This window comes from Ruegeria sp. B11 (genome assembly GCF_056539785.1).
Window position 1 is genome coordinate 291,354 of record NZ_JBQFVO010000004.1, and the last position, 11,973, is coordinate 303,326.

Annotated in this window: 13 protein-coding genes; 3 read left to right on the forward strand and 10 right to left on the reverse strand. The window is 57.3% G+C overall.

The annotated features are described in order from the left end of the window. Positions 1-3: 3 nt before the first annotated feature. Both ACR0I1_RS15910 and ACR0I1_RS15915 read right to left on the reverse strand, forming a co-directional pair. Positions 4-927 (reverse strand): Hint domain-containing protein, encoded by a 924-nt coding sequence (locus ACR0I1_RS15910; protein WP_480707210.1) that lies wholly within the window; start codon positions 925-927, stop codon positions 4-6. Further along, on the reverse strand, positions 924-1,436 hold the full coding sequence (locus ACR0I1_RS15915) for a toxin-activating lysine-acyltransferase (protein ID WP_480707212.1): 513 nt from the start codon (positions 1,434-1,436) through the stop codon (positions 924-926). The genes ACR0I1_RS15910 and ACR0I1_RS15915 overlap by 4 nt, the downstream gene beginning before the upstream one ends. 188 nt (positions 1,437-1,624) lie before the next feature. Between ACR0I1_RS15915 and ACR0I1_RS15920 the strand changes: the two genes are divergently transcribed. Beyond that, positions 1,625-2,041: a hypothetical protein gene (locus ACR0I1_RS15920; RefSeq protein WP_480707214.1), complete on the forward strand. Its 417-nt coding sequence runs from the start codon at positions 1,625-1,627 to the stop codon at positions 2,039-2,041. 3 nt (positions 2,042-2,044) lie between these two features. On the opposite strand, the gene hemF is transcribed toward ACR0I1_RS15920, so the two are convergent. From hemF to clpS, 4 genes are read right to left on the reverse strand one after another with little or no spacing between them, the layout of a single operon-like run. Beyond that, on the reverse strand, positions 2,045-2,929 hold the full coding sequence (gene hemF, locus ACR0I1_RS15925) for an oxygen-dependent coproporphyrinogen oxidase (protein ID WP_480707215.1): 885 nt from the start codon (positions 2,927-2,929) through the stop codon (positions 2,045-2,047). A gap of 5 nt (positions 2,930-2,934) precedes the next feature. Then, positions 2,935-3,735 (reverse strand): SDR family NAD(P)-dependent oxidoreductase, encoded by an 801-nt coding sequence (locus tag ACR0I1_RS15930; protein ID WP_170408883.1) that lies wholly within the window; start codon positions 3,733-3,735, stop codon positions 2,935-2,937. A 37-nt stretch (positions 3,736-3,772) separates the two neighbouring features. After that, positions 3,773-4,735 carry a class I SAM-dependent methyltransferase gene (locus ACR0I1_RS15935; protein WP_480707216.1) on the reverse strand — a complete coding sequence of 321 codons (963 nt, stop codon included), beginning with the start codon at positions 4,733-4,735 and terminating at the stop codon, positions 3,773-3,775. Between the two features lie 9 nt (positions 4,736-4,744). Next, positions 4,745-5,086 (reverse strand): ATP-dependent Clp protease adapter ClpS, encoded by a 342-nt coding sequence (clpS, locus tag ACR0I1_RS15940; protein WP_170396046.1) that lies wholly within the window; start codon positions 5,084-5,086, stop codon positions 4,745-4,747. A 94-nt stretch (positions 5,087-5,180) separates the two neighbouring features. On the opposite strand from clpS, the gene ACR0I1_RS15945 reads away from it, so the two are divergent. Further along, positions 5,181-5,882: an HAD family hydrolase gene (locus ACR0I1_RS15945; protein ID WP_170423897.1), complete on the forward strand. Its 702-nt coding sequence runs from the start codon at positions 5,181-5,183 to the stop codon at positions 5,880-5,882. A gap of 281 nt (positions 5,883-6,163) precedes the next feature. Next, the gene (locus tag ACR0I1_RS15950; protein ID WP_170396050.1) at positions 6,164-7,534 is read left to right on the forward strand and encodes a D-alanyl-D-alanine carboxypeptidase family protein; all 1,371 of its coding nucleotides are present in this window, start codon (positions 6,164-6,166) and stop codon (positions 7,532-7,534) included. Between the two features lie 66 nt (positions 7,535-7,600). On the opposite strand, the gene ACR0I1_RS15955 is transcribed toward ACR0I1_RS15950, so the two are convergent. The 4 genes from ACR0I1_RS15955 to ACR0I1_RS15970 form a co-directional block, all read right to left on the reverse strand. After that, positions 7,601-8,848 carry a hypothetical protein gene (locus ACR0I1_RS15955; RefSeq protein WP_480593253.1) on the reverse strand — a complete coding sequence of 416 codons (1,248 nt, stop codon included), beginning with the start codon at positions 8,846-8,848 and terminating at the stop codon, positions 7,601-7,603. Between the two features lie 130 nt (positions 8,849-8,978). Beyond that, positions 8,979-9,740, reverse strand: coding sequence for a LamB/YcsF family protein (locus ACR0I1_RS15960; RefSeq protein ID WP_480707219.1), 762 nt, complete (start codon positions 9,738-9,740; stop codon positions 8,979-8,981). A gap of 12 nt (positions 9,741-9,752) precedes the next feature. Beyond that, positions 9,753-10,748 carry a 5-oxoprolinase subunit C family protein gene (locus ACR0I1_RS15965; protein ID WP_480707220.1) on the reverse strand — a complete coding sequence of 332 codons (996 nt, stop codon included), beginning with the start codon at positions 10,746-10,748 and terminating at the stop codon, positions 9,753-9,755. Continuing rightward, a complete protein-coding gene (locus tag ACR0I1_RS15970) occupies positions 10,745-11,494 on the reverse strand; it encodes a 5-oxoprolinase subunit B family protein (protein ID WP_480563013.1) in 750 nt (249 codons plus the stop codon). Before ACR0I1_RS15970 ends, ACR0I1_RS15965 begins: the two co-directional genes overlap by 4 nt. Positions 11,495-11,973: the final 479 nt, after the last annotated feature.

Consider the following 11,973-nt stretch of genomic DNA (forward strand, 5'->3'; position numbering starts at 1 on the left):
GACCTAGGCAAGCGCACGCGCCTCATGTTCGCGCAGGATCAGCCGCGCAGCAAGGCCGAAGCCGATATGTTCGTCCGAGGCGCGCTCGGGGAATATCTCGGCGAGTTCCTGCAGCGCGTCAGAAGACAGCGTGTGGAGGGTTTCTTCACCCAGAAACAGGCTTTCGGCCTGAGCCCCTTCGGCAAACAAAATCTCGTGCCTGTCCAGCAGGATATGCAGGTATTCGACCGGCTCATCACCGGTATCAATATCTATTCCCGGCCACGAGCACAGATGTTTGGCGGCGACCAACACTTCGGGCGCGCCAAACAGAATCTCGACCTTGGGGCCGTGGATCAGGAGGCGATGCTGTTGAGACACCAGCAAATCGCGGGATGGAACACCGGGTCCCAGACTGCCTGCGGTCAAACGCACCGGGCGCATCGCAGGATTTGCGCGCAATCGCTCGGGCGACATGGTGCTGCTTTCGATCCAGCGGATCGGCTGTATTCCGTGATCGGCAGTCAACACGTCGTCATCCACGCTCAGGGTCTCAATGGCGCGCTGGCCTTCCGCCGTTTCAATCAGAGTACCTGCGGTAAAGCAAACGCCTTCGATCGTGATATCAATGATCTGGGTCTGGGTTCCACTGAAGGTGAAGAAACCATTGGCGAAATTGGCGGTGACCGTCACCTCGAACGAGTCCAATTGGATTTCTCCGTCATCGAGGCTATCGAAGAAGGCCGGGTCGACGGTATAGGTCCACGTACCGTTCGCATCTATTGAGGCGGTGCCGAAATCCGGTTGATCGGAGATTGCCCAGGTGGCCCCGGTGAAGGTTCCGAAATCCGATGTTGCGGTGACATCGAGGTCACCCGAAGCGACATTCGGAGGAAAGCCGGTCACGTCGCCCGTGGTATCGCCCGATATGGTTACAACCGAAGTCATCCGTTTTCCTGCTCAAGCGTTCTGGCAAATTCGGCATCGCGGTAAAGGCGCATATGCACCTGCTGCTGGTCATCGCGTGTCCATTCGACGATGCGCTTTGTGGACAGGTCGCTGCTAAGGCGATTGGTGCGCACACGCGGGTGCGGGATGTCCCGTTTCAGCATGTCGACGATCTGACGGGTTTGGCCGAAGGGTGCCACCATGTCGATGATCCAGAAGGATGTGCCGCTGGCGAAATCGGTATCTTTCAGCGGCTCTTCTTTAACTGCATAGCGATATTCGGCTTCCGGGCTGAGACCGGCAAATGTTACGAAGCCGCGCGGAAAGCCATTTTGGCGGAAGATGTGATACTGGCCCAATCTCAGCGGCGTTTCGAACGCATAGAGAACCTGTGCCAAACTGCGGTTACGATGCGTTTTGGTCAGGGCAGCCAGATAAAATAACGCACCGAAGTCGGCGTATTTTTCACCGGAAAGATCGAACCAGTCTTTGGGAAATGACTTTTCCACGGGCCACTCTGGAAACTGCTGATGCAGAGATCATAGCGCACCACATATTCAAAGAAAGAATTTTCACTCAAGCTGATGTGTTACGGGTTGAGTTAGACCTGAGGCCCGGTTTGACTATATTGATTCGTATAGGCTGGTTGGTCCCACGTCGTCTCAGCCGTGATCGCGTTTTTCATAGGGTGTTTTATATGCGTTTTCTTACATGCCTCTCTTTGACAGCCATCATACTGACCCCCACCATTGCGCAGTCTCAGGGCGTTGGTTTTGGCTATAAACTTAGACCGCAGTTCAGAACCCAGATCACGCCGCTAAAGGATGGAACCTACGAAGTGAAGCCTGTCGGTGGATCCTCGGCTGCGGTCACCTATTGGTGTGGAATTGGGGATTATGCAGTTCGCACATTGGGAGTTTCAAACTCGCAGCGGATTTATGTTTCCAAAGCTTACGAGAAAGGTGTTCGGACAGTGCAGTTTTCGCTAACTCCACCGCCCGGCGCGGATACCAATCCGGGATATTCTTTGACCGTCAACAGGGTGGGTGAGAACCTGTCCGCCGCTTCGGCGCAAAACTACTGCTTTGATAATTCCATCGATATGGGGTTTTAGCGGTCAGGCCCATTTGGCCAAGGGCGGCAGACTCATCAGAACAGCATCGGGGTCGTGCCCGGTTTCCAGACCAAACTTGGTGCCCCGGTCATAGACCAGATTGTATTCGGCATAGAGCCCACGATGCACCAGCTGGGTGTTTTTGTCCGCGTCGTCAAAGCTTTGCACCCGGCGTTTTTCGACCAGAGGCAGAAAGGCGGGCAGGAAGGCGCGACCGATGTCCTGAGTCAGCGCAAAATCCGCCTGCCAGTCGCCGGTGCAATAGTCATCCATGAAGATCCCGCCGACACCCCGAGCGCGCTTTCGGTGGGGGATATAAAAATACTCGTCAGCCCAATCTTTGAGGCGCGGGTAGTGGCCGGGTCCGTGCGGGTCGAGATGCGCTTTTTGGGTGGCGTGGAAATGGGCGGTGTCGTCGTCATATTCGATGCAGGGATTCAGGTCGGAGCCGCCGCCGAACCACCAGGCATGTGGGGTCCAGAACATCCGGGTGTTCATATGGACCGCAGGCACATGCGGGTTCTGCATATGAGCCACAAGGCTGATGCCCGAAGCCCAGAACCGGGGGTCGTCCTTCATCCCCGGAATACCCTTGCGCGCAGCCATCGCGTTTTGCGCGCGCTCACCCAGCGTACCAAAGACGGTTGAGACATTAACGCCCACCTTCTCGAACACGCGGCCCCCGCGCATCACCGACATCAGCCCGCCGCCCGCGTCGGAGCCATCGTCAGACTGCCGTTTAGTTTCTTTGACTTCGAACCTTCCCGGCTGAGAATCCGAGAAGGGGCCTGAGGTGTGGCAGTCTTCCAACGCTTCGAAGGCGGTTACGATGTCATCTCGCAACTGGCGGAACCAGGCAGCGGCGGTGGCTTTTTCTTTATCGAACATTGGGATCAGTGGGCCGGGGCTGCGACAGGGTCCAGCAGGGTGCGGCCTCCGTCAATGGTTAGAATTTGGCCTGTCATGAAGCCCGCAGCGTCCGACGCGAGAAATTGCGCGGTTTCGACCAGTTCGTTCGGAGCGGCAATCCGGGAAAGCGGAGTATGTTTTTCGATGTCGTCCCGGAAATCTCGGTTTTCTTTCAGCGTTGACTGCAATGAAGCGCTCATGACCGATCCTAGTGCGATGGAGTTTACGCGAATGCGGCTGGGCGCAAGTGCAACCGCCAACGAACGGGTCATCTGATCCAGCGCAGCGGTCGAAACGGAATAGGCCATCAGATCGGGATGGGTACGGCGTGCGGCAATCGAGGACAGGTTGATGATTGACCCGGCAGGGTTCTCATCGTCTCCATCAGCCTGTTTGATAAATCGCTTAGCCACTAGTTGGCTCAGTCGCAGCGCGGGCATCAGGTTCTGGTTCAGCAATGTGCGCACGGAATCGTCATCGGTGTCCAGCGGGTCCGACGGGATCACCTGCCGCGCACCATTGATCAGGATATCAACCTGATCAAACGCATCCAGCGTGGCCGAAAGCAGATTGGCGATGGTCAACTTTTCACGCAGGTCACCGGCGAAATAACGGATGTTGCTGTCATCCGCCTGTTCGCCCAGCTCATCGGACAGGCGCTTTTCATCCATATCGGCGAACATGACATTGGCGCCTGCATCGGCAAAGTGCCGTCCGATGGCCAGTCCGATGCCGTTGGCACCCCCGGTGACGATTGCGGTCTTGCCCGCGATGGAAAAGGACATGCGAATCCTCCTGAGTTCTGGCGCAGGTTAGCGGGCCTCAGCCCCGAGGGCGAGAGGCATGGAAAACCTTGAAGCGGTTGTCTCCTGCCACTTCGTCAACACGGGCGAAAGCCTCGGCCAGCGTTGCCTCGTAAGGCAGGTGGCGATTGGCGACCATCCAGAGTTGACCATTGCGGGTGAGGTTGCGTGCAGCACTGGCGATAAAGCCCTGGCCCAATGTCGGGTCGGCGCTGCGCGAGGTGTGAAAGGGCGGATTCATGATCACCATGTCCAGCGGCTCGGGCGCGCTCCATTTGGTGGCGTCGGCCCAGTGGAACTGCGCACGGGGGTCGGTGACATTGGCGCGGGCACAAGTAAGGGCGGTGTGGTCGGCCTCCACCAGATGCAGGCTGCGCAAGGTGTCGTCGATCAGCATAGCGGACAGAAAGCCCCAACCTGCACCCAGATCAGCAATGCGCGTGCCGCGCTTGGTTGGCAGAGACTTCAGCAGCAGGGCCGAGGCAGGATCGATACCATCGGCGGAAAACACACCGGGAGCGGTATGGAAGCCGTCAACCATTTGGTTTTCAGGCGCAGCCCAGTCGGCAAAGGTGTCCGCATCAGACTGAAACCAGAAAATCTTGCCATGTGCCTTCGAGATTGGACCCTCGATCGCAACCCGCTTGCGGATATCTTTCAGCAAACTGTCGACGCCATCGGTTTTGGCCCCGTCCACCACGATGACCCCGCTGGCGCGGCTGCAGGCCTGATGGATCAGCGCCCGGGCCAGCGCCTTGGCGCGCGGTAGAAACACGACCGCATCCTGGCAAGGCGCGTCACTATTGGGCGTAGCGACAAAGCCCTGCGTGGCAAAGTGATCGTGGAACGGTTTGAACGGCTGCACCATCTGCGCCTCGCGCGGAAGGTCCGACAAATCGTGGTCCGGGGTAGGCGCCAAAACAGTCAGCGGTTGCGACAGGCTGAGCCCGCTGTTCAAGGCTAGATCAAGGCGAGAGGACATGGCCGCGCGTTATTCTTCGCGTTCCATGGTGCATTGCAGCGGGTGCTGATGCCTGCGCGCGAAATCCATGACTTGCCCGACCTTGGTCTCGGCAATCTCATGGCTGAACACGCCAACCACGGCGACACCTTTCTTGTGGACGGTCAGCATGATTTCAAACGCTTGCGCATGGGTCATGCCGAAGAACCGTTCCAGCACATGCACCACGAACTCCATCGGCGTGTAATCGTCATTCAGCAACAACACCTTATACAGCGGCGGCCGCTTGGTCTTGGGGCGCGTTTGCACCAGGACCGACGTGTCGTCGTCTTCGTCGTCCTTTTCAGACATGATCCACTGGTGTTTGCGCATTGCTGTAAGAGAATCTCGATTAACACTACGAATTGTTTCCCGGCTTATATAACGTCACGGTGGCCAGAGAAAAGAGCAACCGGACGGAAATGCGATGCGGGACAAGCTGACAACAATCGGGTTCGATGCAGACGATACCCTTTGGCATAACGAGCGTTTCTTCCAGCTGACTCAGGCATATTTTGCCGAATTGCTGGCCGATCACGCCGATCACGATCACCTGATGGAACGTCTACTTGCCGCCGAAAAGCGCAACATCCAGCACTATGGGTATGGCATCAAGGGCTTTACCCTGTCGATGATCGAGACAGCGATTGAGGTGACGGAAGATCGCGTACCGGCGCGCGTCATCCGCCAACTTGTTGAAGCGGGGCAGGAGATGCTGGCACATCCCATCGAACTGCTCCCCCATGCGCGCGAGGCCATCGAGGCGGTGGCCGAGACGCATAAGGTTCTGCTGATCACCAAGGGCGACCTGATCGACCAGGAGCGTAAGCTGGCGCAATCCGGATTGGGTGAGCTGTTCGATGGCGTCGAGATCGTGAGCGAAAAAACGGCGGCGACCTATGCGATGATTTTTGACCAGTACGGTGATGGACCCGACGCTTCGATGATGATCGGAAACTCGATGCGTTCTGACGTGGTGGCCCCAATCGAAGCCGGGTGCTGGGGCGTGCATGTCCCGCACGGGTTGGTATGGGAGGTCGAGCAGGCCGAGGTCCCAACTTCCAACCCACGGTTCCGCGAGTTGAAGGATTTGGGTGATCTTTCAGCTTTGATTGATCAGATTTCCTGACCTGTTGCCGTTTGACATCAGTCACAAAAAATTCGATGACACGGCTTGCCTGAAATTCGGCACAATCGCCGGTATGGTGTCCGGGCGCGCATGAAGCACCATATGTAGCGTGAATCTGATTGTGTATATGATCCACTCAAACGCAGCTTTCAGTTTCTTTAAACCCGTCCCTGTGTTAGCCTGAAGAATATCAAAATAAAAATTGCTGACCGGGAAAACCCGGCGGCGCGAGGCAGACAGAGGCAAAGATCGTGCAGATTCGGCGGACAGTTCCGGCCCGAATGGGCTTATTACTTATAGCATTTCTGTGGCTGCTTTCATTTGCACCACTTCAGGGCATGGCGGCCCCTTACGCGGCCATGGTGATCGACGCACGCACCGGAGAAGTGCTGCATTCCCGCAATGCCGACACGCGGTTGCATCCGGCATCTCTGACCAAGATGATGACGCTGTATATTGCGTTTGAGGCCGTGCGGAATGGTGAGATCACGTTGGACACTCAGGTGCGCATCACCAAGGCGGCAGCGGCTGAGCCGCCCTCGAAGCTGGGTTTGCGCACTGGGCAGCGAATCGCGTTTCGCTATCTGATCCGGGCGGCGGCGGTGAAATCCGCCAATGACGCGGCAACCGCGATCGGCATCGCCCTCAGCGGGTCCGAGGCGGCGTTTGCTCGTCGCATGACCCGCACCGCCAAGGCGATGGGGATGAGCCGGACCACCTTCAAGAATGCCCATGGTCTGACCGAGTCGGGGCATTTGTCGACCGCGCGGGATATGACCACGCTGGGCCGTCACCTGCTGTATGATTACCCGCAGTACTACAACCTGTTCTCGCGCCAATCGACGAATGCCGGGATCAAGACTGTACCGAACACCAACCGCCGCCTTTTGGCAGCCTATCGGGGCGCCGATGGGATCAAGACCGGCTATACCCGCGCTGCAGGGTTTAATCTGGTTGCTTCGGCCAAGCGCAAGGATGAACGTATCATCGCGACCGTCTTCGGTGGCAAATCAGGTGCATCGCGCAACGCCCGGGTGGCCGAGCTTTTGGATATGGGTTTCCGCCGTGCCCCCTCGCGTGCGCCAATCCGTAAGCCCGCCCGCCCGGCCTATGCAGGGAATGCAGGTCTGGGTAGTGCACAAGTGGTCGCCCAAGCGGGCCCGCCGAAAAAGAGCCTGCGCCCGGTGTTGCGCCCGGTGGCGAGCGAAACGGTTCAGGTCGCGGGGTCGGTCGCCGCAACGGCTGAAAAAGACAACACCCGGATTCAGGACGGTATCGCTGCTGCGATTGCAGCAGCAGACATAGCACCGTCGGATGGCGCCAAGCCTTCCGAAAACGTTGTGCTGGCCTCGGTCGAACCGGCCAAACAGCCCGAGCCTGAACCCGAAGTTGTGACCCGCTTGTCCACTTCCGGCGGTCACCTTTGGGGCGTCAATGTTGGCCGCTACACCACACGGTATGAGGCCGAGAAGGTTCTGTTGAAAACTGCGCTGTCGGAAATGACCACTTTGGAAGGCACTTTGCGTAAGGTGAACCAAAGCTCGCGTGGGTTTGACGCGACGTTTCAGGGCATGACCCGCGAGCAGGCTGATCTGGCCTGTCGTCGGTTACAGGCGCGCAATGTCACGTGTTTCATGATCGGGCCGTCATAAGACCCGGCATTCTCTCCTGGATGGGCCTGGGCTGCGATGACCTCGCAGCCCATTTTTTATGGCAAATCAATCGAAGACGTGGCCGTGCTTGTACTGTTCATCTTGCCCGGCCGCCGCAGTTAAGGCTGCAACGTTATCCTTGGTGAAGAAACCGTCGTAGTGATGACAACGTTCGATGTATTCGGTGATCAGCAGCGTGTGTTTCGAGTGCTTTGAGAAGATCTGTTTCAGGTTCGGATCATCTTTGCATTCCCCGACCACATGGGCCAGGAACGGAACGCCCTTGTCTTTAAGAGTGTTGACCACGAAATCGACATTTTTCTCACCCGCGCCATGGTCGCCGTCCTGAATTTCAACCGCCATGTGGTGCAAGCGTCGTCCGAAATTACGCACGAAATCCTCGGTTGGCATCGGCAATTGCTCGAAAGAGTTCACGAACGACGGCGTGTTGTTAGCAGTAAAGACCTTGGCAGGGGATTTCTTGTCGTCATCCACACTGGCATTGCGATTCACATTGGTCGACGAGTTCATGTCGAAGATGTTGTAGGCCCCCCAGAAGTAATAAGGCACCATGGTCAGAAACTCGAGGATCGCGTCCTCACGTTCCCCGGCCAGAATGCGTGTCGCCAGATGGTCGATCCCCAGCATCAGGGGTGCGATTTTGCTATCCATCCCAAACGCAGCGGCCTGATCCAGCTTGGCTTGTTCCACATCGCTCAGCAAAACACGATCGCCTAACCCCAGACTGTCTGTGTCGTTGAAATCCAGCGTGGAATAGCCGACGCGATTGCACGTGAAATCCGATGGCGTCGTAAAGCGGTATCCTTCCAGCGTGTAGAACGGATTTTCGGTGTCCCCAGAATATTCGAACCGAATATTCTGATCCTCCAGCGTTCCAGTCAGCGCCTTCAGGTCGGTGGCACCGTAAATCTCACCTACATATCGCGTCTGCGGCTTACCGCGCGCCAGCGGGTACATACGATTGATACGCGGGATGAAATCCTCGAATGCCGGGCTGAGCGGAGCCATCAGGATCAGCGCCGGATAATCGGCATGTGAATGCATCACCGAGAACTTGTGTGTCTGTCCCAAATAGCTGGCGGTGTGGCGATAGGGGGTCATCACATAAAGCTCGACCAGCGTGTCAAACAGCGCATCTGTCTCGACCTGAATGACAATGGCCCGCATCGCACCGACTTGATCCGCAATGCCCGAGCTGATGCGGCGCTCGTAAATCCTGGGAAGATATTCGGTGAAGAAGTCTGAGTTCTTCTTGTCGCCCCTTGGCTGGTAGGACATCAGATCAAAAGACATAGGCTCACCTCCTTGCGGCGCGTTGCTTGGATTTGTGGTAGTCAGATCATGCACTTGCCATGCATGCTAGGCGCTAAGACCTGCATGGGCAACAGTTTGGAGATGGGGTGCCAAAGTTACGTTGTTGTAACTAACGGATGAATTTTGTGACCTCGACTCCGCCCGCGATCAGGTTCTCGCGCACCGAGTGCGCGATCTGAACTGCCGTCGGGCCATCACCATGCAGGCAGATCGTATCGATTGAGGTCTCAAGGCGTTTGCCGGATTTGGTGATGATGGCGCCTTCCTTCACCATGTTCAGAATGCGCGGTCCGGCCAGCGCCGGATCATGGATCACGGCTCCCGGCAGTGACCGATCCACCAAAGTGCCATCGTCGTTATAGGCACGGTCGGCGAAGATTTCGCCCACCCATTTGCAGTCCAGCTTGCGCACCGCTTCTTCTTGTTTGGTTACCGCCAGCACCATGATGATGATGTCCGGGTCCACGTCCAATGCGCCCTGATAACAGGCCCGCGCCATATCGATATCGACCGAGCACATATTGGCCAGCGCTCCATGTAGCTTTAGATGGCGCACTTCAGTGCCCACCGCCTTGGCCATGCCGATTGCCGATCCCAGTTGATAACGCACCAGATTGCGCAAGCTCTCATGGGGCACTTTCATGTTTCGACGCCCGAATCCCTGCAGGTCAGGAAAACCGGGATGCGCACCGATGCCCACACCGTTCTGGGCTGCCAGAGCCATGGTCTTGGCCATCACATCCGGGTCACCCGCATGAAAGCCACAGGCGATATTGGCTGATGTGATGATCTTCAGAAGGCTTTCATCGTCACCCATCTTCCACGGGCCAAAGCTTTCGCCCATATCGGCATTCAGATCGACGCTCGGCATCGCAATAACTCCTTATTCGGTGGCAGAGATCATTCCGCTGATCAGTTGGTAGGACAGGAGGTCCGGGATGTCATGCGGATCGCGGACCAATGGTTCAACACGGGCGGGCAGGCGGGCAAGGTCGGCCTTAAATGCGGCTTGCAGCGCGATGGCTTGTTCCAGTGTTACGAATTCGAAGCGCACCTCGCCTCCCGCCGGGGTCTGTGCAGCGCGGGGCAGATCACAGGGCAGAACGGTTGCGATGCGCGGGTAACCTCCGGTGGTCTGGCACTCGGGCAGTAGGATGAAGGGCGCACCGGTGCCGGTCATCTGTATATCGCCGGGAGTTATGACTTCGGACAGTATGTTCAACTGACCCTTTGCCGCGAAGCCGTTACCGTCGCTATCCAGCTGCATGCCCATCCGGTTGGCTCGGGCACCGCGGCGGAATGTCGTTTGCGTAAACCGTGCCAGCGTCTCGTCATCGAACAGTGCGGTTTGAAAGCTGGCCACAACCCGCAACGTCCCACCCGAAAACCGATCCTCCGAACGCAGTTTCAGGCCGGTCTTGCCGGTTTCCGTCGAAGGCAGGTGATCACCCGCTTGAACGGCGCGCCCGATCCTTGCGGTCAGATGGGCCGCGCGTGAGCCCAGAGTCATGTCGGTCCCGATCCCGCCACCCAGATTCAGATACCCGTAACTGCCCTGCAGCACCGACCCGACTACCAGCCGCTGCCCAGCCTCCATCTGATGCGATGCATTCCACAAGACGGGGCTGCCATCGATACTGGCCTGCATCGGTGCGCCGGTCAGCGCGATGGCGGTTGGTGCGGTTGCCTCAAACTCACCACCCATCCCCGCCATTTCGAGGGCGGCGCTCGTTGGGGTGTTACCAAGCAACGCGGCCCCTTCATAAAGTGCCACTATATCTGCGGCACCCGAACACGACAGGCCTTGATCCAGATACCCGGTGCGCCCTTGATCCTGAACCGTGCAAGCTGGGCCGATGCGGTGGACGATCAGCGTCATGTCGCGATCTCCTCGCAACTCGCACCACCAGAGCCATCAGTGCAGGTTGTACGGATATCCTCAAGCTCTTCGCGCGTGACTGAGATGAACTGCATCTCATCACCGGGGTTGAGGGCAAAACTTCGCCCCATGTCCGGACGAAAGCAACGAAACGCGGTTTGTCCAACATGACGCCATCCGGTTGGGGTTGGCCCCGAGAACAGGACAAATTGAGAAATTGCCAAAACCAACGCCCCTTCAGGCACCATCGGCGTCAGCTCTTTCAGGCGTGGAATGTTGAATTCGGGTCCGAGTGGCCCGAGATAAGGTTGGCCCGGCGCAAATCCGATGGTTAAAACCCGCACACGCGATTGGCTGAGACGATCAATGGCGTCCGCTGGTGACAACCCTGCTGCCAATGCCGCGTCTTCTAGCTGTGGCGCAAGATCGGAACCGTAGACCGTCGGCACTTTCCAGAATCGTCGCCCCGCAGGCAAAGGTGCAGCGTACCAATCGCGACTGACCAGCATAGCCCGCAGCAACTCTTCGATGTCATGATGCGACAGGCTTAATGGATCAAACCTTATAAATGCAGATGCCAGCGAGGCCGAAGTCTCAAGCACGCCATCAATCTGCTGCGCCTCGACTGCGCCCCGAAACGCCAGGGCGGCGCGGTTCGACGGCTCGGACATGGTTTGCGCAAAGGTCACCAACAGACCGTCAAACCCAACGGTTCGCAGCAAGGGAAACTTAATGTCATTCGTCATATCAAGGTCACAGGCGTATCGGGTTTGCTTTGAAAAGACCTGAGCCTATCCATAGACAATGCGCAAGGCCCTGTAAGGCCAACTTGCATTGCGCCTGGCGGCGCCGATATCGGGTGCGATTCCGGGATTGGAAATGAATCGCTGATTGCCGTCGAGTCGGTATAGTCTTGTGGGTGACTGTAGTGTTCTCACTATATGTTGGGTTTGAACCAACAAGCACTGAAACCTAGGCGGTATATCTGGTGTGCTTGAAGGATGATTTTCGCCGATTTCTATGAGGTGAGTGCCGATCAACCATTTGAAACTATTGCTTAAAAAATGAATTTGAAGTTTTTTGCGATATTCTTGAATTTTCCACTTGCGCGTTGAATGCGTAAGGCATAGAACGCCCTTCACCGGCGCTGCTGAGGTGCTGGGACGCGGTGGAAGCTGCGGAGACGCTCGGGAGAGACTGGGGGCATCTGAGGTTTTTGATTGGG

What these genes read in the sequence shown, in the direction of transcription:
- ACR0I1_RS15945 (WP_170423897.1), top strand. Translation starts at nt 5,181, where the DNA reads ATGCGGGACAAGCTGACAACAATCGGGTTCGATGCAGACGATACCCTT.
- ACR0I1_RS15960 (WP_480707219.1), bottom strand. Translation starts at nt 9,740, where the DNA reads ATGCCGAGCGTCGATCTGAATGCCGATATGGGCGAAAGCTTTGGCCCG.
- ACR0I1_RS15930 (WP_170408883.1), bottom strand. Translation starts at nt 3,735, where the DNA reads ATGTCCTTTTCCATCGCGGGCAAGACCGCAATCGTCACCGGGGGTGCC.
- ACR0I1_RS15950 (WP_170396050.1), top strand. Translation starts at nt 6,164, where the DNA reads ATGGGCTTATTACTTATAGCATTTCTGTGGCTGCTTTCATTTGCACCA.
- ACR0I1_RS15970 (WP_480563013.1), bottom strand. Translation starts at nt 11,494, where the DNA reads ATGACGAATGACATTAAGTTTCCCTTGCTGCGAACCGTTGGGTTTGAC.
- ACR0I1_RS15955 (WP_480593253.1), bottom strand. Translation starts at nt 8,848, where the DNA reads ATGTCTTTTGATCTGATGTCCTACCAGCCAAGGGGCGACAAGAAGAAC.
- ACR0I1_RS15920 (WP_480707214.1), top strand. Translation starts at nt 1,625, where the DNA reads ATGCGTTTTCTTACATGCCTCTCTTTGACAGCCATCATACTGACCCCC.
- ACR0I1_RS15910 (WP_480707210.1), bottom strand. Translation starts at nt 927, where the DNA reads ATGACTTCGGTTGTAACCATATCGGGCGATACCACGGGCGACGTGACC.
- hemF (WP_480707215.1), bottom strand. Translation starts at nt 2,929, where the DNA reads ATGTTCGATAAAGAAAAAGCCACCGCCGCTGCCTGGTTCCGCCAGTTG.
- clpS (WP_170396046.1), bottom strand. Translation starts at nt 5,086, where the DNA reads ATGCGCAAACACCAGTGGATCATGTCTGAAAAGGACGACGAAGACGAC.
- ACR0I1_RS15935 (WP_480707216.1), bottom strand. Translation starts at nt 4,735, where the DNA reads ATGTCCTCTCGCCTTGATCTAGCCTTGAACAGCGGGCTCAGCCTGTCG.
- ACR0I1_RS15965 (WP_480707220.1), bottom strand. Translation starts at nt 10,748, where the DNA reads ATGACGCTGATCGTCCACCGCATCGGCCCAGCTTGCACGGTTCAGGAT.